21 protein-coding genes are annotated in these 23,477 nt (G+C 72.7%); 7 read left to right on the forward strand and 14 right to left on the reverse strand.

The genetic code is table 11. From position 1 onward, the window contains the following. The first annotated feature begins 320 nt into the window (after positions 1-320). Positions 321-1,373: an NAD(P)/FAD-dependent oxidoreductase gene (locus K1Y72_RS31995; protein ID WP_308287323.1), complete on the forward strand. Its 1,053-nt coding sequence runs from the start codon at positions 321-323 to the stop codon at positions 1,371-1,373. Here K1Y72_RS31995 and K1Y72_RS32000 read toward each other — a convergent pair. Both K1Y72_RS32000 and K1Y72_RS32005 read right to left on the reverse strand, forming a co-directional pair. Continuing rightward, complete coding sequence (locus tag K1Y72_RS32000) at positions 1,354-1,818, reverse strand: MarR family winged helix-turn-helix transcriptional regulator (protein WP_258574298.1); 465 nt, start codon at positions 1,816-1,818, stop codon at positions 1,354-1,356. The genes K1Y72_RS31995 and K1Y72_RS32000 overlap by 20 nt on opposite strands. A 77-nt stretch (positions 1,819-1,895) precedes the next feature. After that, positions 1,896-5,795, reverse strand: coding sequence for a replicative DNA helicase (locus K1Y72_RS32005; RefSeq protein ID WP_220170264.1), 3,900 nt, complete (start codon positions 5,793-5,795; stop codon positions 1,896-1,898). Positions 5,796-6,113: 318 nt separating this feature from the next. Here K1Y72_RS32005 and K1Y72_RS32010 point away from each other — a divergent pair, with 318 nt between their 5' ends. Beyond that, the gene (locus K1Y72_RS32010) at positions 6,114-7,427 is read left to right on the forward strand and encodes an MATE family efflux transporter (protein ID WP_220170265.1); all 1,314 of its coding nucleotides are present in this window, start codon (positions 6,114-6,116) and stop codon (positions 7,425-7,427) included. A gap of 71 nt (positions 7,428-7,498) precedes the next feature. Next, positions 7,499-7,705 carry a hypothetical protein gene (locus tag K1Y72_RS32015; protein WP_220170266.1) on the forward strand — a complete coding sequence of 69 codons (207 nt, stop codon included), beginning with the start codon at positions 7,499-7,501 and terminating at the stop codon, positions 7,703-7,705. A gap of 3 nt (positions 7,706-7,708) precedes the next feature. On the opposite strand, the gene K1Y72_RS32020 is transcribed toward K1Y72_RS32015, so the two are convergent. The 6 genes from K1Y72_RS32020 to K1Y72_RS32045 all read right to left on the reverse strand — a co-directional run bounded on the left by K1Y72_RS32020 (position 7,709) and on the right by K1Y72_RS32045 (position 10,838). After that, entirely contained in the window at positions 7,709-8,536 is an 828-nt protein-coding gene (locus tag K1Y72_RS32020) for a peptidoglycan recognition protein family protein (protein ID WP_220170267.1), read from the reverse strand. A gap of 209 nt (positions 8,537-8,745) precedes the next feature. Next, positions 8,746-9,192, reverse strand: coding sequence for a 50S ribosomal protein L9 (rplI, locus tag K1Y72_RS32025; protein ID WP_220170268.1), 447 nt, complete (start codon positions 9,190-9,192; stop codon positions 8,746-8,748). Positions 9,193-9,208: 16 nt separating this feature from the next. Further along, a complete protein-coding gene (gene rpsR / locus K1Y72_RS32030; protein ID WP_019631633.1) occupies positions 9,209-9,445 on the reverse strand; it encodes a 30S ribosomal protein S18 in 237 nt (78 codons plus the stop codon). 68 nt (positions 9,446-9,513) lie between these two features. Then, on the reverse strand, positions 9,514-10,101 hold the full coding sequence (locus tag K1Y72_RS32035; protein ID WP_220170269.1) for a single-stranded DNA-binding protein: 588 nt from the start codon (positions 10,099-10,101) through the stop codon (positions 9,514-9,516). 49 nt (positions 10,102-10,150) lie between these two features. After that, positions 10,151-10,441 carry a 30S ribosomal protein S6 gene (gene rpsF, locus K1Y72_RS32040; protein ID WP_220170270.1) on the reverse strand — a complete coding sequence of 97 codons (291 nt, stop codon included), beginning with the start codon at positions 10,439-10,441 and terminating at the stop codon, positions 10,151-10,153. Between the two features lie 229 nt (positions 10,442-10,670). Then, positions 10,671-10,838 (reverse strand): hypothetical protein, encoded by a 168-nt coding sequence (locus K1Y72_RS32045; RefSeq protein ID WP_220170271.1) that lies wholly within the window; start codon positions 10,836-10,838, stop codon positions 10,671-10,673. A gap of 212 nt (positions 10,839-11,050) precedes the next feature. Between K1Y72_RS32045 and K1Y72_RS32050 the strand changes: the two genes are divergently transcribed. The 3 genes from K1Y72_RS32050 to K1Y72_RS32060 all read left to right on the forward strand — a co-directional run bounded on the left by K1Y72_RS32050 (position 11,051) and on the right by K1Y72_RS32060 (position 12,829). Beyond that, positions 11,051-11,386 carry a hypothetical protein gene (locus K1Y72_RS32050; RefSeq protein ID WP_220170272.1) on the forward strand — a complete coding sequence of 112 codons (336 nt, stop codon included), beginning with the start codon at positions 11,051-11,053 and terminating at the stop codon, positions 11,384-11,386. A 51-nt stretch (positions 11,387-11,437) separates the two neighbouring features. Next, a complete protein-coding gene (locus K1Y72_RS32055) occupies positions 11,438-12,208 on the forward strand; it encodes a deoxyribonuclease IV (protein WP_220170273.1) in 771 nt (256 codons plus the stop codon). Between the two features lie 195 nt (positions 12,209-12,403). Beyond that, on the forward strand, positions 12,404-12,829 hold the full coding sequence (locus K1Y72_RS32060) for a DUF4190 domain-containing protein (protein ID WP_220170274.1): 426 nt from the start codon (positions 12,404-12,406) through the stop codon (positions 12,827-12,829). Between the two features lie 3 nt (positions 12,830-12,832). On the opposite strand, the gene K1Y72_RS32065 is transcribed toward K1Y72_RS32060, so the two are convergent. The 6 genes from K1Y72_RS32065 to K1Y72_RS32090 all read right to left on the reverse strand — a co-directional run bounded on the left by K1Y72_RS32065 (position 12,833) and on the right by K1Y72_RS32090 (position 22,290). Continuing rightward, a complete protein-coding gene (locus K1Y72_RS32065) occupies positions 12,833-13,300 on the reverse strand; it encodes a barstar family protein (RefSeq protein ID WP_220170275.1) in 468 nt (155 codons plus the stop codon). Positions 13,301-13,311: 11 nt separating this feature from the next. Beyond that, positions 13,312-13,764, reverse strand: a complete 453-nt coding sequence (locus K1Y72_RS32070) for a guanyl-specific ribonuclease (protein WP_220170276.1) — start codon at positions 13,762-13,764, stop codon at positions 13,312-13,314. A 118-nt stretch (positions 13,765-13,882) separates the two neighbouring features. Then, the gene (locus K1Y72_RS32075) at positions 13,883-14,755 is read right to left on the reverse strand and encodes a D-alanyl-D-alanine carboxypeptidase family protein (protein ID WP_220170277.1); all 873 of its coding nucleotides are present in this window, start codon (positions 14,753-14,755) and stop codon (positions 13,883-13,885) included. A 102-nt stretch (positions 14,756-14,857) separates the two neighbouring features. Beyond that, the gene (locus tag K1Y72_RS32080) at positions 14,858-16,276 is read right to left on the reverse strand and encodes a glycosyltransferase family 87 protein (protein WP_220170278.1); all 1,419 of its coding nucleotides are present in this window, start codon (positions 16,274-16,276) and stop codon (positions 14,858-14,860) included. Between the two features lie 109 nt (positions 16,277-16,385). Beyond that, positions 16,386-18,536, reverse strand: a complete 2,151-nt coding sequence (locus K1Y72_RS32085; RefSeq protein WP_308287324.1) for a transglycosylase domain-containing protein — start codon at positions 18,534-18,536, stop codon at positions 16,386-16,388. Between the two features lie 844 nt (positions 18,537-19,380). Next, positions 19,381-22,290, reverse strand: a complete 2,910-nt coding sequence (locus tag K1Y72_RS32090) for a transglycosylase domain-containing protein (RefSeq protein WP_220170279.1) — start codon at positions 22,288-22,290, stop codon at positions 19,381-19,383. Between the two features lie 492 nt (positions 22,291-22,782). Between K1Y72_RS32090 and K1Y72_RS32095 the strand changes: the two genes are divergently transcribed. Then, positions 22,783-23,409, forward strand: a complete 627-nt coding sequence (locus K1Y72_RS32095) for a PadR family transcriptional regulator (RefSeq protein WP_220170280.1) — start codon at positions 22,783-22,785, stop codon at positions 23,407-23,409. Positions 23,410-23,477 lie beyond the last annotated feature (68 nt).

Raw genomic sequence — 23,477 nt, forward strand, 5'->3', positions numbered from 1 at the left:
CCGCCCGGCCACTCACCGTTGAGATGCGGCGTGTTGGCCACTTTGGATCTCCAAAGTGGCCAACACGCCGCATCTCAACTTTTGGCGACCGGGTGGTCACTGCCCGACGGCGGGGCGGTGGTGGTGACGGCGGGCCGTGATGCCGTCGCGACGGGGCGGATCCGGAGAGGCCGTGCCAGCCGGTGCGTTCCGGTGGACGCCGGGAATCGGGGATCGGTGATCGCGCTCAGGAGTGGGCCGCGCTTGATATTCGTTGTGCGAACTATTAATGTTCGTTCAACGAACTTGTGGGGGTGGGCATGAGCCGAACGGTTGCAGTGGTGGGCGGCGGATACGGCGGGATCGCCGTCGCCAAGGCGCTCGACGAGGACGCCGACGTCGTCCTCGTCGACCCGCGGGAGGCGTTCGTGCACGCCGCCGGAGCGCTCCGCGCGCTCGTCCGGCCCGACTGGGCCGACCACGTCTTCTTCCCCTACGACCGCCTGCTGAGGCGCGGCCGGATCGTGCGCGACCGCGCCACCGGCCTCGACGCCGGCGGCATCGCCCTCGCCTCGGGCGGCCGCGTCGACGCCGACCACGTCGTGCTCGCCACCGGCTCGGACTACCCCTTCCCCGCCAAGCACGACGCCCCCACCACCGCCGCGGCCCTCGACCGCCTGCGCCTCGCGCACAAGGAGCTCACCGGCGCACGGCGGGTGCTGATCGCCGGCGCCGGGCCCGTCGGCCTCGAACTGGCCGGCGAGATCAAGGCGGTCTGGCCGGACAAGCACGTGATCATCACCGACCCGGCGCCCGCACCGCTGCCCGGCGTCATCTCCGAAGTGCGCGACCGGCTGCACGCCCTCCTGGACGACCTCGGCGTCGAGCTCCTCACCGGCACGACCGTCCGCCCCCCGACCGAACCCGGCGTCCTCGCCCCCTTCACCGCGGACGGCGTCACCGCCGACCTCTGGTACCGCGCCCACGGCGCCCGCCCCAACACCGCCTGGCTCGCCGGGATCACCACGCCCGCCGGCCTCGTCCCGGTGACCGGCACCCTCGAAGTCGCCGGCCACGACGGCCTCTACGCCATCGGCGACATCACCGACGTGCCCGAGGACAAGCGGGCGGGCGCCGCGACGCGCCACGCCGCCGTCGTCGCCGCCAACATCCTCGCCCGCCTCCGCGGCGAGCCCCCGGCGGCCACCTACACCCCGGGCCCGCCCGCGATCCTGCTGCCGCTCGGCCCCGCCACCGGCGTCGGCCAGCTCCCCGGACCGGACGGACCGGTCCCCGCGCCCGTCGAGCAGGTCGTCCAGTACAAGGCCGCCGACCTCATGAGCGGCCGCTTCGCCGAACTGTTCGACGCGCCCGTCACTCCTCCGGGTCGCTGAACACGGCGGGCACCTCGTTCGCGGTGACGACCCGCGCGAGCAACTCGGCGAGCACCTCACGGTCGGCGAGATCCAGGGTCGCCGAGAGCTCCTCGACACGGCGGGACGTCGCCGCGTAGAACTCCTCGGCGACCCGCGCGCCCTTGGCGGTGAGCTCCGCCCGCACCGTCCGCGCGTCCCCCGGGCACGCCGCCCGCCGGACGAGACCGCGCTCGGACGTCCGGTCGACCAGCCCCGTCAGGCTCGACTTGGCCAGCCCGAGCATCGCGCCGAGCTCCCCCATCCCGCGCGCGCCCGGCATCAGCACGCAGAGCAGCTGCCCCTGCTGCGGCGTCAGCCCGTGCTCGCGCGCCGCCGCGGCGTACACCGCGTCCACCAGGAACGACGACCGCACCAGCGCGACCGCGATCCCCATCGCCGCCCCGGGCTCCTCCGCGATCCCCATTCCGCCACCCTACCCCGCACCATCAATTCGCCCCGCGAACTAACTCCGGCGGCGCGCGTTCCGCCCGGGGCGCCGCGTCACTGCGCCATGTCGACGAAGCGGCTGTAATGACCCTGGAACGCGACCGTCACCGTCGCCGTCGGCCCGTTACGGTGCTTGGCCACGATCAGGTCCGCCTCGCCCGCCCGCGGCGACTCCTTCTCGTAAGCGTCCTCCCGATGCAGCAGGATCACCATGTCCGCATCCTGTTCGATCGAATTGTGAAGCGAAACGCCGTTCGCCACGAAGTTGTGCAGCCCGAGCACCGTCGCGTCGTAGACGTCCTGCTCGCCGACGCTCTCGACGGAGAGGATCTCGTCCCAGAAGACGTCGTTGGTGGCCAGCATCTCCAGTTCGGCGCTCTCCAGCACCGCCGCCACCTTGCCCAGTCGCCTGCGCGCCGGCGCGTGCTTCCATAGGGTGCTGCCGGAGAACTGCGTGCCGATGGCGGCGGCGAACTCCCGATGCGACATCCCCTGGTCGATGAGGATCCGCCGGACGTCGTCCCACACCTCGCGCGGCACGGTGTCGACGTTGGTGTTGCCGCGCAGCTCGCGGAGATGGCTCGCCGCGGAGACCGCCACGGCACCGCGCGCGCCATGGACGCGCACCGCCTCGAAGAACGCGAGCTGGTTCTCCGCTCCGGTGATGTGCAGCTGATAGCCGGGGCGGTACCCCTCCTTCTTCACCGTCTTGATCCTCGACATGATGCCGAACCGGAGCAGCAGCCGGGCCACGTCGTCGATGAGACGGCGGCTGGTCGAGGCGTAGTAGACCCGGCACTGGCCCTGACCCGCCTTCCAGTGCACACAGCCGTCGGTCGCCCACAGATGGCGAAGGAACAGGGCGACCTGCTCCTTGGGCAGGGAGAACACCTCGCCCGGCACGAACTTCTCGTGCGAGCGCAGGCCGAAGAGCCCGAGCCCGTCCAACCACTCGGCGATCGGATTGCGGCGTCCGTGGGTCAGCCGGTACGGCGCCGGCAACCGCAGCGTGGTCACGCGGGCCGCCTCATGATCGTCTCGAACCGCGGTGATGCCGAAGTGCCGGGCCGCCTCCGCGACCGCCGTCAAGCACGCCTCGTCCTTGCTGGCGTAGCGGATCGGCTGCCTCCTGACGAAGGAGCCGTCACCGATGAGGTGGGCCAGCAGCACGATGCGTTCCTGCGGCCACGGCTTGATTTCCAGCGGCGGCGGCGTGTGACGCGACACCGCCACGCGCGTTCCGGGGCCGAGGTCTCCGAGCGGTGTCCAGCCGGTGTACGTGAGGAAGGGGTGGCTGGCCGTCGCCTCCACCTCCTTGCCGGACGCCAGCCTGACCCGGAAGACCTCCTTGCGGCCGCTCGGGAAGGCGTGCGTCATCGTCCGCGGCACGTACTTCAACCGGTCGTCGAGCGCCCACACGGGGAGGTCGCGCACGCCGTCCCGCAGCATCTCGCCGATCGTGATCTCTTCGTTGGTGTCCGCCCGCAGCAGACGCGTGGACGCCGGCACGCACCCCGATTCGCGGAGGTCGGAGACCATGGGCTTCTTGTCGGTGCGCTGCTCGGGGCCTCGGTTCAGCTGGGAGAGCGCGATGACCGGGACCTGGAGCTCCTTGGCCAGCAGCTTGAGCTGCCGGGAGAACTCCGAGACCTCGACCTGGCGGCTCTCCACCCGCTTGCCCGACGTCATCAGCTGCAGGTAGTCGATCACCACCAGGCGCAGGTCGTGCTGCTGCTTCAGGCGGCGGCACTTGGCGCGGATCTCCATCATCGACATGTTGGGCGAGTCGTCGATGAACAGCGGCGCCTCGGCGACCTCGCTCATGCGGCGGGCGAGGCGGGTCCAGTCCTCGTCCTGCATGGTGCCCGAGCGCATCGCGTGCAGCGCGACGCGCGCCTCGGCGGACAGCAGGCGCATGGTGATCTCGTTGCGGCCCATCTCCAGCGAGAAGAACGCCGAGGTCAGGCCGTGCTTGATGGACGCCGCGCGGGCGAAGTCGAGCGCGAGCGTGGAGTTGTGCGTCGGGACGCAGGACCGGCCCGCCAGATACATGTGGTCGGCGTTGTCGACCTGCACGCACCGCACCGGCACGCTCGCCACCGGCCGCACGTCCACGATGTAGCGCACCTGCGCCTTGGGATGCACGACCGCCCGTTGCCGCGCCGCCTTGCGGGGCAGCCGGAACACCGTTTCGACCGGGGTGAAGTTGATGCGGTAGAAGGTGGAGGTCTCCTCGCAGCGGCCCGCGACCCGCTTGGTGGTCATCGTGGCCCGGTAGCCGAGGCTGAGGATGAGCTCGTGCGCACCCTCGGCCAGCCGCTTGTTGACGAATGCGAGCTGCACCTGGCCGATCTCGGAGACATAGCCGTCGGTGTCGAGCATCCCGGCCAGCAGCGCCCGCCGCTGCGCCTCCGACGCCCGCAGGTACGCGGCGGGGATGTGCTTGTTGCGGAACAGATCGTTGTCGATGAGCTTGCGCTTCAGCTTCAGAAGACCGAACCGCCCCGGCGTCGAGTGCCGGGTGACCTCCTGGCCCGTCGCCTCGATCTCCCCGATGATCTCCTCGTCGAAGCAGGTGATGGCGCCGTTCCAGCTGTCCCCGTCGCCGAGCCAGGCACCGAGGACGTAGGGATCGATGGGCAGGTCGGCCTCGGGAAGGACGAAAGGCGCGGTCAGCGCGACCGCGTGGTTCGGCCGCGCGTCGCTGCCACAGCGGAGGGTCGCCGCGATCTCCGCGGTCGTCTTGACGGGCTCGTGGCGCGCCGTCGTCGCGTCGTTCTTGGGGCGCACGGCACGGCGCAGCAGCCCGCGGTAGAGGTCGGTGCACTCGTATCGGGGGCTGCGCTTGGACAGAGTCGTGTCGGCCGCCCCGCGGTGGCCGAGTTCGCGGGTGACGGCGTAGAGCGCATGCTTGAACTCCGTGCCGACTTCAGCCATGGCTTGGCCGTGAGTGGCGAGGCGCGGCGGCTGCTCGTTGGCGTCCGCCGTGGCCCAACGGACCCGGTTGATCGCCTCGTCGGACCAGTAGCGGGCCGTCCGCCGAGCACCCTCCTGGCGGCGGCTCGCACGGGTGGTGGTGCGCCACTGGTGTTCGGCGTCGGCGGTGATGATCTCGCCGTCGGAGAACTCGATCTCGTAGCAGGGGCGGCCGTGCATGACCTCGGTGGCGGCGACGACGCGGGTGGGACGGCCGTCGGCGCCGATCAGCAGGTCACCGACCCGCACGTCGCCCATGGTGGTCCAGCCGAACGGTGTCGGAATTGGTGTATTAAGCGCCAAGGCCTTACCCATTGCCGGCCTTGCAGCCACAACTACCATTTGTCCGGAATGGAGGCCGTTGGTGAGGGCGTCGAGGTCGGCGAAGCCGGTGGGGACGCCGGTCATCTGGCCGCCGCGGCTGCCGATGGCCTCGATCTCGTCGAGGGCGCCGGGCATGATCTCGCTGAGCGGGACGTAGTCCTCGCCGGCGCGCTTCTCGGCGATGGCGAAGACCTCGGCCTGGGCGCGGTCGAGGACGTCGTCGGCGTCGGCGCCGTCGGCGGCGTAGCCCATCTGGACGATGCGGGTGCCGGTCTCGACGAGCTTGCGGAGCACCGAGCGCTCGCGGACGATCCTGGCGTAGTAGCCGGCGTTGGCGGCGGTGGGGACCGAGGAGATCAGGGTGTGCAGGTAGGGGGCTCCGCCGACGCGGGTGATCTCGCCGCGCTTGGTGAGCTCGCCGGCGATGGTGACGGCGTCGGCGGGCTCGCCGCGGCCGTACAGGTCGAGGACGGCGTCCCAGATGATCTGGTGGGCGGGCCGGTAGAAGTCGGCGGTGCGCAGTTCCTCGACGACCTCGGCGATGGCGTCCTGGGAGAGCAGCATGCCGCCGAGGACGCCCTGCTCGGCGGCGATGTCGTGCGGCGGGGTGCGCTCGAACCCCGGATCGCCGGAACCGATCTCGGTCACACTCATCAGGCGCGCACCCCCCTCATCTCGGTCACCGGCCGCCCCGCCGGCCGATCCTTGCGTCCCACGTCTACCGGAGACCTCTGACATTCTGCGAGCGCGCCGGGCCGGGGAGCAAAAGGATCTGTGGACGGGGCTGTGCATACACGCCGGGAAAGTTGTGCACGACCTGTGGACAACCCTGTGGACAGTCTGTGGGTAACTCTAGCCGTACGGCTGTGAGCTGCGGAAATGCGGGGCCGGGGTTGTGGGGGAAAGAAAGTCGGCCGGGCGGGGGAAGTAAGGGGATATTCACACTTGACGCTTACCGGTAGCGTGGCGGCGATGCTTCGCCCTGCACCGCGCGACCGGGAGATCCTGCGGCTGGCGCTGCCGGCGTTCGGCGCGCTGGTCGCCGAGCCGCTGTTCCTGCTGTCGGACTCGGCGATCGTGGGGCGGCTCGGGACGGCGCCGCTCGGCGGTCTCGGCGTCGCCGGGCAGGCGCTGGCGACGCTCGTGTACCTCTGCGTGTTCCTGGCGTACGGGACGACGGCGGGGGTGGCGCGGCGGGTCGGCGCGGGGGACCTGCGGGCGGCGGTGCGGCAGGGCGTGGACGGGATGTGGCTGGCGCTGCTGATCGGCGCGGTGCTGGTCGCGGCGGGCCGGCCGCTCGTGCCGTGGCTGGTGGGGCTGTTCGGGGCGTCGGCGGAGGTGGCGCCGTACGCGGAGACCTACCTTCGGGTCAGCCTGTTCGGGATCCCGGGGATGCTGCTGATGCTGGCCGGGACGGGCGTGCTGCGGGGGTTGCAGGACACCCGGACGCCGCTGGTGGTGTCGGTCGGCGGTTTCTCCGCCAACCTGGCGCTGAACGTGCTGTTCGTGCTCGGCTTCGGGTGGGGCATCGGCGGTTCGGCGGCCGGGACGGTGATCGCGCAGACGGGCGGCGCGGCGGTGTACGTGGTGGTGGTGCTGCGGGCGGCCCGCCGGTACGGGGCGCCGGTGCGGCCGGACGTGGCGGGGGTGCGGGCGGCGGCGTCGGCGGGGGTCGCGCTGCTGGTGCGGACGGCGGCGCTGCGGGTCGTGCTGATCGTGGGGACGGCGGTGGCGGCGCGGATGGGGGACGCCGAGATCGCCGCGTACCAGGTGGGGTTCCAGGTGTGGACGCTGGCGGCGTTCGCGCTGGACGCGATCGCGATCGCGGGGCAGGCGCTGACGGGCCGCCACCTGGGGGCGGCGGACGCGGCGGAGGTGCGGGCGGTGACCCGGCGGATGGTCGGGTGGGGCGCGGCGTGCGGGGTGGTGTTCGCCGGCGGGATCCTCGCGGTGCGGTCGTGGCTGCCGGACCTGTTCACCGGGGACCCGCGGGTGCGCGCTCTGCTGCTGGCGTCGCTGCTGGTGGTGGCGGTGCTGCAGCCGGTGGCGGGGGTGGTGTTCGTGCTGGACGGCATCCTGATCGGCGCGGGCGACGGCGCGTACCTGGCGGTGACGACGCTGGCGGCGACGGCGGTGTTCGTGCCGGTGGCGCTGGGGGTGCACGCGGCCGGCGGGGGCCTCGTGGCGCTGTGGCTGGCGATCGGGCTGTGGATGCTGGTGCGGATGGCGACGCTCGCGCTGCGGGCGCGCGGCGACGCGTGGCTGGTGACGGGCGCGGTGCGGTAGCCGCCGCGACACGGTGATCGGAACCCGCCGATCCCACCCGGAACCGGCGCCCCTCCCACTACGATTCGAACATGCGTTCCAGCGAGGGGGAGCCGGTGGACCGGCTGGCCGAGGCGATCGACGCGCTGGCCGGCGAGGGCCTCGCGGACCTGCCGCCCGAGATCCTGCTGGAGCGCGTCGCCGGCCTCTGGTCCCTGGTGGAGGCCATCGATCCCGAGATCGCCCGCCGCCGCACCGGCTACACCGGTACGGAGACGGGCACCGGCACCGACGGATGAGGATCAGCGGTCGGGCCGCACGGTGATGCGCTCGCGGTCGTCGTCGGCCTTGGAGATCGGCGGCCGCGGCACGTGGACGGGCGCGGGCGCCTTCTCGGGGTAGCCGAGCCGGGCGGCGACGCCGTCGCGGAGGGCGGGCAGCCGCGCGTACAGGGCGTCGCCGGGGCAGTCGGTCGCGCAGTAGTCGCGGTGCCCGACGATCGCCTTGTAGGGGTCGAGGCGGTACTGGTCGCACAGCCACGCGCACACCCCGATCAGGGAGTCCCACTGGGCGCCCGGCGGCCGCCGGGTCATGTAGGTGCCCTCGTTCTCGATGCCGATGGTGTGCTCGTTGTGGTGCAGCGCCTGCGCGCCGACGGTGTGCCGGCGCGCCATGATCGACGCGAGGCTGCCGTTGCGGCCCTCCATGACGTGGCCGCCGCGGCTGATGGTGAGCTGCTGCCCGGTGTCGTCCCAGCCGCGGGGGCCCATGTGGAACCGCTGGATCGACCGCGACAGCGCGTAGGCGTGCTCCAGCGAGTAGTCGGTGCTGTTGGCCGAGGCGGTGTGGTGCACGACGATGTGGTCGGGTGCCCGGTCGAGGACGCGGGCGCGGTGCCGCGGCGGCCGCGCCTTCCAGGCGGTGCGGGGGCGGACGAGGGGGCGCGCGCCCGACGGCCCGGCGAAGGGCAGGCGGAGGGCGGCGTCCAGCGGGGCGGCCATCGCCTCATTGTCCAGCAGGCCCTCGGCGAGGGCGTCCAGGGCGAGCGCCGCGGGCAGTCCCGCGAGGCCGGCCAGCAGGGCGCGGCGCGTCGGCGCGTCCCCTCCGCGTAGTGACGACTCCCCGAACATCGCACCCCTTCCGTCACGCTGCGCCTGGTACGCCTGTTACGGACGGTAGTCACGGAGACTGGAGATGATCAAGGAACGGGAGGTTCGGGGCGAACCGGATGCGCGCCCGCGGGGGCGCCCCCGCCGGGGCGCCCCCGGACACGGCGCAGGGCCGGAACCCCGGACGGGGTTCCGGCCCTGCGGACGTGCGGCCGTGCGCGGCGGTACGGTCAGCCGGCGACGACGTCGACGTCGATCGTGGCGCTCACGTCGGAGTGCAGCCGGACGCTGACCCGGTGTGTGCCCACGGTCTTGATCGGGTTGCCGATCTCGATCCGGCGCTTGTCCAGGTCGGGACCGTCGGCGGCCTTGACCGCGTCGGCGATGTCGGCGGCGGTCACCGCGCCGAACAGGCGGCCGTTGGCGCCCGTGCGGGTGCGCAGCGTCACCTTGATCGACTTCAGCCGGCCGGCGACCTCCTTGGCGTGCTCGACCGTGGCGATCTCGCGGGCGGAGCGCGCCTTCTTGATCGAGTCGATCTCCTTCTCGGCGCCCCGGGTCCACTTGATCGCGAACCCGCGCGGCACGAGGTAGTTGCGGCCGTAGCCGTCCTTCACCTCGATGACGTCGCCGGGCTCGCCGAGACCGGAGACCTGCTGGGTCAGGATGAGCTTCATGTCGTTACCCCCTGCCTCAGCGCGCGGTGCTGGTGTAGGGCAGCAGCGCCATCTCACGAGCGTTCTTGATCGCCGTGGCGACGTCGCGCTGGTGCTGGGTGCAGTTGCCGGTCACCCGACGGGCCCGGATCTTGCCGCGGTCGGAGATGAACTTCCGCAGCAGGCCGGTGTCCTTGTAGTCGACGTAGGAGATCTTCTCCTGGCAGAACACGCAAACCTTCTTCTTCGGCTTGCGGGGAGGTGGCTTCGCCATCGTGGTGCTCCTTAGTGAGAGCCCCGCTCTCGCGGGAATGGACGTGAACTGGTCTGGATGGTGCTGGTCTAGAAGGGCGGGTCGTCGGAGAACCCGCCGCCGCCACCGCCGCCGGTGGCCCACGGGTCGTTCGCGGGGGCGCCGCCGCCCCGGTTGCCGCCGCCGCCCTGGCCGCCGCCGCCGAAGCCGCCGCCGCCGGAGTTGCCGCCGCCGCCGAAGCCGCCGCCGCCACCGCCGCCGAAGTCACCGCCGCCGCCCTGGCCGCCGCCGAAGCCGCCGCCACCGCCCTGCCGCTGGGTCTTGTTGACCTTGGCGGTGGCGTTGCGCAGGGACGGGCCGACCTCGTCGACCTCGATCTCGAAGACGGTGCGCTTCTCGCCTTCCTTGGTCTCGTAGGACCGCTGCTTCAGGCGCCCCTGGACGATGACCCGCATGCCGCGCGTGAGGGACTCGGCGCAGTTCTCCGCCGCCTGCCGCCACACGTTGCAGGTCAGGAACAGGGCCTCCCCGTCCTTCCAGTCGTTCGACTGGCGGTCGAAGAACCGCGGGGTCGAGGCGATGCGGAAGGACGCGACCGCCTGGCCGCTGGAGGTGAAGCGCAGATTCGGGTCCTCGACGAGGTTCCCGACGATCGTGATGACGGTGTCGCCTGCCATGGGCTCACTCCGGCTGCTGAGAGGGCTGGGCCTGGGCCGTGGCCCCGGCTCAGTGGACCTCGGGGCGGATGACCTTGGTGCGGAGGATCGACTCGCTCAGGTTGAGCTGACGGTCGAGCTCCTTGACCGTGGCAGGCTCAGCCGACAGGTCGACCACCGCGTAGATGCCTTCGGACTTCTTCTGGATGTCATAGGACAGGCGGCGCCGGCCCCAGACGTCGACCTTCTCCACCGTCCCGCCGCCACCGGTGACGACCTTCAGGAACGGGTCGAGAGCGGCACCGGCGGTGCGCTCGTCGATGGCGGGGTCGAGGATGGCCATGAGCTCGTAACGACGCATGGTGTCCCTACCTCCTCTGGACTCAGGCGGTCACGGTCTCTCCGTGACAGGAGGGCTCTTGCGTCCGTCGCGGCGGCGGCGCCGGCCCTCTGATTGGGGGCACCGGCCGCGAGACCGGTACAGGTTACCAAGAGTCGGCAGCGTAAGCGCCGGTTCGCGGCGCCCTCCCCTGCGGCGGCCCCTGCCACCGGCCCCGGCCCCTGCCGCGACGGCGGGGCCCGGGACCGCCCTAGCGGCGGACGGTGCCCGGATGGGACCGGGCCGCGCAGCGGCGGCGTTCGAGCTCGGCCATGATGTCGGCCATCCTGGCCCGCATCCTGGCCGCCTGCGTGGTCAGCATCGACAGTTCCTCGACGAGCTCGGCGTCGCCGAAGACCGCCAGTTCGCTCTCTCGCACCGGATACCACTCCTTCCCGCCGCGGGACCGGCCGTCCTGAACCCGAAGTCCTCGAATCCATGTTCGACACTATCCCCCGGGGCCGACATTTTCGCGGCCGTCCGCCCGGGTTGGCCGCCCCGGGTTCCGGGAATCCTCCAGGCGCGGGGACAGGCGCGGGGACAGGCCCGCGGCGACCCGCAGCGGGACCCGCAACGGAGGGGGTGGACCCGATGCCGCAGGAGGCGACGGGGGACGAGCGCCGGATCACCGGTGCCCGCAGCAGCACCGGCGGCGGCACCGCCGCCGGCGTCCGGGCGGAGCGGCGGCCGCTCCTCCGCACGCTCGCGCCGGCCGCGATCGTGCTCGGACTCGCCGCGCTGGTGCTCGGGTTCATCCCGCCCACCCACCTGCTCGGCGCGATCGCGGGCGTCGTCGGCCTGCCGCTGTCGCTCTACTCCCAGCTCGTGTCGACGTCGACCAACGAGCGGTGGCTGAACGTCGTCGGCATGGTCGGGTCGTTCGTCGGCCTCGCCTTCGCCGTCAGCCACGGCGGCTTCACGCTCTGATCCCGCGCCGATCCCGCCGGGTCCGGGGCGCGGGCGGCTAGGCTCGGCGGCATGCGCATCGGAGCCCACGTCGACCAGCACGACCCCCTCGGCAGCGCCCGCGAGAAGGACGCCGAGGTGGTGCAGTTCTTCCTCGGCGACCCGCAGGGCTGGAAGAAGCCCGTGCTGCCGGACGGCCTGGACGCGCTCGCCGGGTCGGGCGTGGACGTGTACGTGCACGCCCCCTACGTGATCAACGTGGCGACGTCCAACAACCGCATCCGCATCCCGAGCCGCAAGCTGCTCCAGCAGCAGCTCGACGCCGCCGCCGGCATCGGCGCGAAGGCGCTGATCGTGCACGGCGGCCACGTGCTGAAGGACGACGACCCCGAGACCGGCTTCGAGAACTGGCGCAAGGTGTTCGAGCGCCTGGAGACGCCGATCCCCGTCTACATCGAGAACACCGCGGGCGGCGGCAACGCGATGGCTCGCAAGTTCGAGCGGATCGCCCGGCTGTGGGAGGTCATGGGCGAGGTGACCGACCTCGACGCCAAGGTCGGGTTCTGCCTGGACACCTGCCACGCGCACGCCGCCGGCGAGGAGCTGGTGGACGCGGTGGACCGCATCAAGGCGATCACCGGGCGGATCGACCTGGTGCACTGCAACGACAGCCGGGACGCGTTCGGGTCGGGCGCCGACCGGCACGCCAACCTCGGCGCCGGCGAGATCGACCCCGAGCTGATCCTGACGGTGGTGCGCGCCGCGGGCGCCCCGGTCGTCGTGGAGACGCCGGGCGCGGGCCAGGCGGACGACATCGCCTGGCTGCGCGACAAGCTCGGCTGACCGGGACGCGGGGCGAGCGGGGAGCGGGCGCGGGAACCGATCGGGGCGGCCGGGCATCCAAGGGGGCGGAAGGGATCATCGCTGGAGCGGCACCCCCGCTCCTGGCACAATCCCCCTGAAAGCACCTGAGAGCCCCACCCAGCGCACGCGGACCCCTATCCCCGCCGGCGGGCGCGCGACCCGATCGGGAACTCCATGTCCTATCCCCCCTATGGGTCACCCGACCCCTACGGCTACGGCTCCCCCGACCCCTACCAGCAGGCGGGCTACCAGCAGGCCGGCTACCAGCAGCCCGCCCCGGTCGCCTACCCGGTGGGCCCGCCGGTCGTGGCGCGCACCAACGGGATGGCGACGGCCGCCATGGTCGTCGGCATCATCAGCGCCGTGCTGACGCTGATCAGCTGCGGGTTCTTCGGCGTCACCGGCCCGCTGGCGGTCATCTTCGGGCACCTGGCGCAGGGCCAGATCAAGCGGACCGGCGAGGCCGGCTCCGGGCAGGCCGTCGCGGGCCTGGTGCTCGGCTACCTCACCTCCGCGATCGTCCTCATCGCCTGGATCTTCGTCTTCGGCATCTACGGCTGGGCGTTCTGGTCGCTCGACCACAGCACCTCCGACTACTAGCCCTCACTCCAGCACGGGCAGGCCGGCCGGCACGGGCGTGCCGTCCAACTCCGCGGGCAGCAGCACGCTCATCGGCGTCGCGGTGTCCCGCCACGACGCGACGGCCTCGGCGAACACGTCGAGGACGGTGCGGAACGAGCCCTCGTCGGCGTCCGCCAGCCGCTCCCACCCGTCGTAGACGACGAGGTAGCCGCGGCGCGACGGCGCCCAGGACAGGTCGGTGAGGCTGTCCTCCAGGGCGTCCCAGTTGGCCCCGAACCATTCGGGGAGGTCGAAGGCGTCCGCGCAGGCGCGCAGCAGCCCGTCCTTGCCGGCGATGCGGGCGCCGTCCAGGTGGAAGGCGCGCACGCCCTCGCCGGCGGCGCGGCTCAGAGCGGCGGTCGTGTCCGCGGTACCCGCCACGGGCCAGCGGTAGAGGCCGGGCGGGCGCCGCCCGGCGAGGAGCTCGGTCACGGCTCGGTCGGTGTCCACGTCGTCCCCCGTCAGCCGGCCACCCGGGCGAAGCTCCGGTAGTGGTCGGCGGTGTAGTAGCGTTCCCCGGCCCCGCCCGCGATGATGCGCCGGGCGCCGCGGTCGCGCGATCCGGGGGTCGGCACCGTGTACTCGTGGTAGTAGCCGCTCCGCTCGCGCGGTAGAAGTCCCTCGCGGTTGCCGAAGACGGTGCCGTCCTGCCGGTAGGGGAAGGGCCCGCCGGCGCTGATGAGGCGCAGCGTCGTCCGCGCCTCGGCGGGCAGGCTCGCCGCCCGCACCTCGGGCAGGCCGTCGGAGGCGGTCGGGCGGGCGGACGCCGCGCCCGTCCGCGTGCCGGACGCGGTCGCCGTGCCGGACGTCGTCGCCGGCGCCGCGCCGTCGCCGCCGCCGTCCTGGCAGGCGGCCGTGCCGAGGACGAGCGTGCAGGCCAGCAGCAGCCGCGCCGCCCCGGTGCCGATCCTCATCGCGCTCCCCCTTCACCGCCCGTGATGCTCGCACAACGGGTCCGCCGGACGCCCCGCTGACGCGCGGCCTGGCGGGATCGTTGCCGGTAAAGGCGGGAGTATGCGACGAGGGGCGGCCTCAGTGGTGGAAGCCCCAGTCCAGGAGGCGGGCGGCGTCGCGGAAGCGGGCGTAGCGGCGGGTCGTCGAGCTGTTGAGGACGGCGCCGACCAGGGTGCGCCCGGAGCGGCGGGCGGCGAACAGGAAGCTGTAGCCGGCGGCGCCGGTATGGCCGCTCTTGATGCCGAGCATGCCGGGGTAGTCGCCGAGCAGCTCGTCGGTGCTGCGCCACACGTACCGGCCGTGCCCGTGGCCCGCCGGGAGGACGTGGCGCCGCTGCTTCACGAGCGCGCGGAACTCCGGGAAGCGCATCGCGTACCGGCCGAGCACCACCTGGTCGCGGGCGGTCGAGGCGCCGGGGGCGGGCGGCAGCCCGGCGACGTCGCCGTAGCGGGTGCGGCGCATGCCGAGGCGGGCGGCCATCCGGTTCATCTTGGCGACGAACCTGCGCGGGCCGGGGCCGTAGCGCCGGGCGAGGGCCGCGGCGGCGTCGCAGCCGGACGGGAGCAGCAGCGCGGCGAGCAGCTCGCGGGCCGGGACGCGGTCGCCGGCGCGCAGGCGGGCCGTCGAGCCGTGCCGGGCGGCGGCGTAGGCGGCGTCGGACGGCGCGACGCGGATCCGCCGGTCGAGGCCGCCGGCGCGCAGCACCACGACGGCCGTCATGACCTTGGTGATGCTGCCGATCGGGCGCCGGGCCGCCGCCTGCCGCGACCAGAGGGCGCGGCCGGTGCCGTCGTCCACCAGGTACGCCGACAGGGCGCGCACCCCGGCCGGTCCGCGGGCCGCGGGGCGGGCGGCGGGCCGCGCGGCGGCGGTGCCGGGCGCGGCCCGCGCGGGGACGGCGAGGGACAGGGGCAGCAGGAGCGCGACGGCCGCGCCGAGCAAGATCCGCATGGTCCGGGAACTACCCCGGTGACCGGCGCGCCCATGCCCGCGCCGTCCAGATCTTGACCCGGCGGGCGCGGCGCCCGCCGGGACTGTCCGGCCCGTCCGGATTCAGCCCGCGACCGGTACGGCCGCCTCGGCGCGCGGGCCGCGCCGGAGCGCGAACCGGTCGGGCGCGCCGTCGAGGACGCCGCCCGCCGGGTCGTCCGCGCCGGGGTCGCGGCGCACCGCGTCGGCGGACGGCCGCAGGATCTCCCAGATGACGAGCAGCGCGAGCAGCAGCACCGTGCCGAAGCGGGCGAGCAGCGCGAGCGAGTAGACGTCGTGGTCGATGCCGTGCTCGGGGGCGTGCAGGCCGAGGACGGCCGAGACGGTCGCGCCGAGGCCGGCGCCTTCGGCCTGCTCGGTGACCGACAGCAGGTACCACCAGATGCCGAAGAAGTAGAGCAGCTCGCCCGCCTGCCACACCAGGAACGCGGGCAGCTTCGGCCGGGCCAGCACCGCCGGCGGCAGCAGCCACAGCACGTACTGCGGCGACCACACCTTGTTCGGCAGCATGAACGCCACCAGCACGAGGAACATGAGCTGCGGCAGGCGGGGGCGGCGCGGCGCCGTCCAGGCGAGCACCGCGATGCTGGCGGCGAGCAGCACGAACGTCCCGGTCCCGTACAGGTTGAGGCGGGACACGTCGCTCGTCGCGGTGACGCCGTGGTCCTGCAGCACGAAGAAGATCGAGCCCCAGTCGACGCCGCGCTTCTGGCTGAAGGTGTAGAACTCCAGCCAGCCGTCCCAGGCGAACACCATGACGGGCACGTTCACGGCCAGCCACGCGCCGGCCGTCCCCGCCAGGAGCCGCCCGAACGCCCGCCACTGCCCGGCGCGCGCGCAGAGCAGGAACAGCGGCCCGAGGAACAGCAGCGGGTAGAACTTCGCGGCGATGGCGAGGCCGAGCAGGACGCCCGCGAGGGCGGGCCGCCGCCGCGACCACGCCGCCAGCGCGAGCGCGGACAGCCCGACGGCGAGCAGGTCCCAGTTGATGTAGGCGGTGAGGAGCAGCGACGGCGACAGCGCGATCATCAGGCCGGTGCGCAGCGACCGGCGCCCGGCGGCGTAGGCCGTCGCGAGGACCGTCGTGATCGCCAGCAGCGCGAGCAGCACGACCGTCAGGTGGTAGAACGCCATGCCGCGGGTCGCAGGGTCGAACGGGTGCGCCAGCCAGGTGACGAGCTGCATGAGGTAGCCGCTCAGCACCGGGTACTCGACGTGGTGGATGTCGCCGCCGTCGATCGCGTCGAAGTAGGGGACCTTGCCCTTGTCCAGGCCGCGCGCGTAGTACAGCGGGTAGATGTCGGTGTAGCAGCCGTGCGTCGTCGTCTTGACGAAGTCGAACCCGGCCGTCGCGCAGGGGCGCTTCTGGAGCCAGCCGAGCAGGCAAGTGAGGGCGGTCACGCCGGCGAGGACGGGCGCGGCCGCGGCCGCCCGGCCGGGCGGGGGCGCTCCGGCGGACGGATCAGACGAGGGCGACGACATCCCAGCAGACTATTGGCCCCGCCCGCCGCCGATCCACCATGCCCGCCCCGGAGACGGGGGCGCCCCGGGCCTGGAGTGGCCCGGGGCGCCCCCCGTCGTGCGGTCCGTCCTACTGGCCGCTGCTGTCGGCGTTGTCGTTGCCCCTGCCGGGCCGCGCCGTGTTGGTCGGCGTGCAGTTCTGCTGGCCGGGGAAGGTGCACGGGACCGTCGGCGGGCTGGTCGTCGGCGACGACGTCGGCGACGACGTCGGCATGGACGGCGTCACCGTCGGCGTGCTGGTGTCCGCCTCGCAGGGCTCGTCCGGCGTGCTCTGCTGGCCCGGCGCGCAGGACGGCGTCCTGGTCGGCGTCGGCGTGGGCGTCGGGGTCGGCTGCTTCGCCGACCAGTCCGGGATGGTGCCGCCGCCGGGCGCCACCGGCAGCGGCTGGACCGCCTTGCCCGCCAGCGCCTTCATCATGAACAGCTTGAAGATCTCGGCGGGGACGGTGCCACCGTAGATCTGGCTGTAGCCGGCGAGGCCGCCCTTCAGCGACTGCCGGTTGCCCTTCTTGTCCTCCGACCACATCGACACCGACGTGGCGAGCTGCTTCGGCGTGAACCCGACGAACCAGGCCGACTTGTTCTCGTCGGTGGTGCCGGTCTTGCCGGCGACCGGCCGGTCGGGCAGCGCGGCGGCGGTGCCGGTGCCGCCCGTGACGACGGCGCGCATGGCCTTCGTCGCGTTGGCCGAGACGTCGGCGCTGAACACCCGCGTCGTCTTCAGCGGCCGCTTGATCTCCTTGCCGGAACGGTCGACGACCTTGGCGATGACGTGCACCGGCGTGTGCTCGCCCTCGGCCGCGAACGTCGAGTACACCGACGCCATGTTGACCGAGCTCACGTCGATCGGGCCGAGCGGGAGGCTCGTCACGGTGGCGTTCAGGCCCTTGGTGCTCGGCGGGAAGCCCATCTTCTCGGCCATGTCGACGACGTTGTCGAGGCCGACCCGCTGGCCGAGGTCCACGTAGGCGGTGTTGATGGAGTGCTGGGTCATCGTGACCAGGTTGTAGACGCCGTTCTCCGACCGGGAGTCGTTGGTGAACGTCGCCTGGTTGATGGTCCGCTTGTAGCTGCCGTCGAGCGAGGTCTCCAGGCTGTAGCCCTTGCTGAGGGCGGTCGCCAGCACGATCGGCTTGAACGACGAGCCGGGCGCCACCGCGCCGTTGAAGGAGTTGTCGTAGGGCTGCTTGATGTAGTCGGGGCCGCCGTAGGCGGCGCGGACCTCGCCGTCGGGGGTGACCGCGGCGAGCCCGAAGCGGATCTGGGCGTTGAGGTTGTGCGCCTTCTTGTAGGAGGCGACGACGTCCCCGGCGGCCTTGGTGAGGTCGGCGTCGAACGTCGTGGTGATCGTGTAGCCGCCCTGGTCGAGCTGCTGCTCGTTGATGTCGTAGCGCGACTCCAGCTCCGACAGCACCCGCTGCTTGAGGTAGCCGGCCTGGCCCTTCTCGGTGACGTCGCTCCACTGGCGCTCGGTCTTCGGGAACTTCTGCTTCGCGCGGTCGGACGCCGTCAGCCACTGCTTGGTGACCATGCCGTCCAGCACGTAGTTCCAGCGGGCGACGAGGGCCTTCTTGCGCGGGTCGCTGTCCTTGGCGGTGGTCGCGAAGTAGTTCGGGCGCTGGATCATCGCCGCCAGCATCGCCGCCTGCGCGGGGGTGAGGTGCTTGACGTCGGTGCGGAAGTAGGCGCGCGCGGCGGCCTGGATGCCGTACGACTGGCGGCCGAAGTAGACCGTGTTCAGGTACAGCCCGAGGATCGTGTTCTTCTCCATCTCCTTGCCCATCCGCATGGAGATGAAGATCTCCTTGAACTTGCGGCTGAGGCTGCGCTCCTGGCTGAGGCCCGCGTAGTAGTTGCGGGCGAGCTGCTGGGTGATGGTCGAGCCGCCCTGCACGTCGCCGCCGGTGGCGGTCTTGAACAGCGCGCGCGTCACGCCCTTCGGGGAGACGCCGGGCTCGGTCTCGAAGTTGCGGTCCTCGGCGGCGAGCACCGCGTTCCGCACCATCTTCGGGATGTCGTCCAGGTCGACGATCTCGCGCCGCATGCCGACGCGGGCGATCGCCGTCTTGCCGTCCCGGTACTTGATCACCGATTCCTCGGCGGTCGCGCTCGCCTGCGCCGTCTTCGGGATCGGGGTGCTCTGGTAGACCACGAACACGAACAGCGCGGCGGCGAGGACGAACACCCCGGCGAGCGCCGTCGTCAGCTTCCAGGAGGGCACGTACTGGCGCCAGCCCTCCTTGCCCGGTCGCGGCGCGCGCCCGCTGCGGCGGGTGCTCTCCTCGCCCCAGAAACCGTCGCCGGGACCGCCCGGCCCGCCCGGTCCCCCGGGGCCGCCCGGTCCTCCGGGACCACCGGGACCACCGGGACCACCCGGGCCGCCGGGGCCGGCGGGTCCGCCCGGACCGCCGGGACGGCGCTGCGGCGCGCCGGCGCGGCGGCGCCCGCCAGCGGGGGGCGCGGCGTTGCGCGAGGCCATGCGACCGCCCGGACGCGGGGGCCTGCCCTGCGGGGCGCCGCGGCCGGGCGCCGGCGGCTGCCCGCCGGGCATGCCGGGGACGGGGGGCCGCCCCTGCGGCACGCCGGGGCCGCCGGGACCGCCCCGGCCGCCGGGCGCACCCGGCCCGCCCGGCATGCCGGGCCGTCCCTGCGGCGCGGGACCGCCGGGACCGCCCTGGCCGCCGGGACCGTACGAGCTCTGACCGCGCCGTCCCTCTCCGCGGTCCGGTCCGTATTGGCTTGGGTAACTCACGCGTCCTCATCAAGTGGGGTGCGGTGGTGCGTCGTCCGAGAGTACTGCCCCGATCTCGTCCCGAGCGGGGCCGCCGGACACGACCCGCCAGCATCCGGACCGCCGCAGCCCGGATCCCGGCTTTGGTTTTTTCTTGACGGTAAATATGCCTCATGCAGCCCGATGCCCGGCAATCGGCGCCGGGTCCCGCCCGTTCCGCCGGACCGCTCGGCGCGGCCCGCGCGGGCCGCCGGAACGGAGACCGGACGCCCGGCGCACGGAGCACGGACCGCCCCCTTCGCGGCGCGAAGAAGGCGGTCCATGAGAATTTCCGCTACCCGTCCCGGTCGTCGCGGCCGAGCGGGATCGCCTCGGTCCGCGCCAGGAACGGCAGCTCCGGCAGGTTGTTGCCGCGCTGCCGGCGGCAGAGCTGGCTGTCGCGGTGCATGGCGCACCACCACCCCGGCGGCGGGTTGGCCGGCGGCTTGCTCGGGTCGCAGTCGGCGGTGGTGACGGGCGTCGTGCAGGCGGGCTTGTCCTGGTTCCCGCCCCCGTCGCCGCCGTCGTCCTTGCAGCGCTGGTCGTACTTGCCGATCGGGGTGTTGCACCACGGCGGCTTGCCCTCGTCGGGCTTCTTCTCCTTCTTCTTCGGCAGCTTGGCCCACTGCTGGGTGATGCCGTTCATCGGCGCCGGCGGGAACTGCTCGACCGGCAGGCCGCGGGTCGCGTCGGCCATGTACTCGTGCCAGATGCGCGCCGGGATCGACCCGCCCTCGACGACGCCGATGCCGGGCAGCACCAGCGACTTCTTCTTCTTGGTCGCGGGGTCGATCGCGTCGTTGTAGAGCGTCACCGCGGTCGACACCTGCGGGATGTAGCCGACGAACCAGGTCGCCACGTTGCGGTCGGTGGTGCCGGTCTTGCCGGCGACGGGCCGGTCGGGCAGCGCCGCCGCGGTGCCGGTGCCGCCGGTGACGACCGCGCGGAGCGCCACCGTCGCGTCGGCCGCGACGTCGGCGCTGAACACCTGGTGGTCGTCCCAGTTCAGGGCCTTGCGCTGGCCGCCGTTGGTCTTCACCGACCTGATGACGTGCGGCTGGTGGTACTTGCCGCCGTTGGCGAAGACGGCGTACCCGGCGGCCTGCTCGATCGGCCGGATGTTGTTCACGCCGAGCGGCATGGAGAGGTTCTCCTCCTCGCCCTTCAGCAGGTCGGGCGAGACGCCGGCGGCCACCGCCGTCTGGATCACCTTGTCGCGGCCGACCTTGCCGGCGAGCTGCACGAACGCGGTGTTGATCGACAGCTTGGTCGCCTCGACGAGGTCGATGGCGTCGGGCACCTTGTGGCCGTTCGGGACCTCGTAGGCGCCCGGCGTCCCCCTCGGGACGACGTTGCCGTGGCCGTCGAGCGGGATCATCGACCGGCCCTCGACCATGGTCTTCAGGCTGTACCCCTGTTTCAGCGCGGTCGCGAGCACGTAGGGCTTCATCGCCGACCCGGCCTGCGCGCTGCCCGACCACACGTTGTCGAACGCTTGGTTCAGGTAGCCGGGCCCGCCGTAGAAGGCGAGCACCTCGCCGTTCCGCGCGTCCACCGACACGAGGCCGACCCGGATCTTCTTCTTCGCGAGCGACTTCGGGTGTACCTGCGGGATGGACCGCTCCGCCGCGCGCGTCGCCGCCGCCATCTTCTTCTGGTCGAAGGTGGTGACGATGCGCATGCCCTGCGTGGTGAGCATGTCCGAGGTGATGTGCTGGCGCTCCAGCTCCTTCTTCGCGCGCATCAGCATGTAGCCGCGCTGGCCGCCGTAGAGCTGGCCGTCCGCCCCCGCGTCGTAGATCTTCGGGAGCTTGTTCATGTACTTGTCGGCCTCGGCCTGCGGCAGCTTCCCCATGCCGACGAGGCCCTTCAGGGTGTACTGGTAGCGCATCATCACCCAGGCCGCGTTCGCCTTGTCCGACGGGTCGCGGTTGGGGTTCTGGATGATGCCGCCGAGCAGCGCCGCCTCGTCGGGCCTGAGGGCCTTGGCGTCCTTGTGGAAGTACTCCTGCGACGCCGCCTGGATGCCGTAGGTGTCGCGGCCCCAGTAGATGGTGTTCAGGTAGAGCTTGAGGATCTCCTTCTTGTCCATCTTGTCGTCGAGCTTGATGGAGATGAAGAGCTCCTTGAACTTCCGGCCGTAGGTCCGGTTGTTCGGGTCGGAGTAGTAGTTCTTGGCGAGCTGCTGGGTGATCGTCGAGCCGCCGCCCGAGCCGCCCGTCAGGTTCACCCAGACGGCGCGCGTGGTGCCCTTGATCGAGTAGCCGTTGTCCTCGTAGAAGCTGCGGTTCTCCGCCGCGATCGTGGACCACTCGGCGATGTCGACGACGTCCTTCAGCTCGACGCTCTCGCGGCGCTTGCCGATCCGGCCGATCTCGGTCCTGCCGTCGCGGTAGTAGAAGATCGACGCCTGGTCCTGGACGCCCTTGACGGTGGGCTCGCCCGGGGTCGGCGTCTCGGCGTAGGCGACCCAGACCATCGCGACGAGGCCGAAGAAGCCGAGCAGGGCGACGCCGGTGACGAGCTTCCACGACGGCAGGAAGCGCCGCCAGCCGGCCGGGCGCGAGCGCAGGTGGTCGAGGAGGCCGCGCTTCGGGCCGGGCTTCGCCCGCCGCCCGGGGCCGCCGGGGCCGCCCGGCCCACCCGGCCCTCCCGGTCCGCCGGGGCCGCCCGGCCCGCCGGGTCTGCCGGGGCCGCCCGGAGCCCCGAAGACGGCCGTCTTCCCGGCACCACCGGGAGCGCCGGGAGCACCAGGCCCGTTCATCGGGCCGCGCATGCCGGGGCTTTGGGGACCGCCGGGGAAACCCGGCCCGTTCGGGACACCGGGACCGCCCGGACCGGCGGGGCCGGCGGGGCCGGCGGGGCCGGCGGCCATGCCCGGCCTGCCCGGTCCGCCGGACGGTCCGGGGCCGGGCGCGGGCGGGCCGGAGAACGAGGGGCTGGAGAACGAGGGGCCGACGAGCTCGCCGGCCGAGCGCGGCACGCCGGGGAACCCGGACGGCGAGGGAGAAGAGGACGGCGAGGGGGGTCCGGACGGTCCGGGACCGCCGAGATCGGACGGCAGGGCGTGCGCCCCCGAGGGACCGGGCGGTCCGGAAGGCGTGGCCGAGCCGCCCGGGGCCTGGTGGCGGCCGGGGCCGGGGAAGCTCGGCCCGCCCGGCTCCAGCGGCTCGGGCTCCGGGCGAGGGTGGCTCGGGTTGCTCACGGGACCTCGTTCGACAGGGGGCGGCGTCTCCTACGTAGCCCCGAAGGGTACTGGGCGGGCCACCGGGCGGGAGGGGCGCGGGTGGACGGCGCGGGGCGGGCGCACCGGCCGGCGGCGCGCCCGAAGGCGGGGCGCACTCGCGCCGGGACGATCTCGCCGACCCGCTCCGAGGTCCCCGGTGGCCGGGGCCGTGGACGGCGTCAGGCGGTCTCCGCGCATCACTCTGGCACATTTCTGCCCCAAAGATGCTCAAACCGGCATATTCCCAGTCCAGCCCAGCCCAGCGCGGCCAGTCCGCACCCGCGAACCCCCGGCGAACGCCCCCCGAACGCGCCCTGAACACGCCCCGTCCGCCGGGTGCGGCCTCCGTCACATCGGGGGCCGCTTGCCAGGATGCGGGTTCGTACGTATCTTGGCGATGTATCGAAGCGATACATTCGCTCGATACATCGAGTGGAGACATCGGCTCCGCACCGAGACGAGGAGACGGACATGGCGGCCAGGAAGGGCGCGGGCGTGCTGGAGCTCGCCGTGCTCGGGCTGCTCCACGAGGCCCCCATGCACGGGTACGAGCTGCGCAAGCGGCTGAACACCCTGCTCGGGATGTTCCGTGCCTTCTCCTACGGCTCGCTCTACCCGTGCCTCAAGCTGCTCCTCGCCAAGGGGCTCATCGTCGAGGACCGGCCGGAGGACGAGGCGGTCCCGCCGCTGCCGCTGCAGAGCCGCCGCTCGAAGATCGTCTACAAGCTCACCGCCGACGGCAAGGAGCGGCTCCAGCAGCTCCTCACCGAGGCCGGCCCGGCGGCGTGGGAGGACGAGGGGTTCGGCGTGCACTTCGCCTTCTTCTCGCACACCCGCGCCGACGTGCGGCTGCGCATCCTGGAAGGCCGGCGCAGCCGGCTGGAGGAGCGGCTGGACGGCATGCGCGCCGCGCTGGCGCGCACCCGCGAGCGGGTGGACAGCTACACCCTCGAACTGCAGAACCACGGACTGGAGTCCGTCGAGCGCGAGGTCCGGTGGCTCAACGAGCTCATCGGCCGGGAGAGCGCCGAGCAGGGTCTGCGGGCCGAGGCCACGAAGAACACGAATCAGGACATGCCTCGGGAGACGGGCCGCTGAGAGCGGCCCACCCCCCTCGGGGGCCGGTGCACATTCACCACATGTTCCGTTACAGAGAAGGAGCGACC

The sequence above is a fragment of the Actinomadura parmotrematis genome, assembly GCF_019458805.1.
GTDB classification, from domain to species: domain Bacteria; phylum Actinomycetota; class Actinomycetes; order Streptosporangiales; family Streptosporangiaceae; genus Spirillospora; species Spirillospora parmotrematis.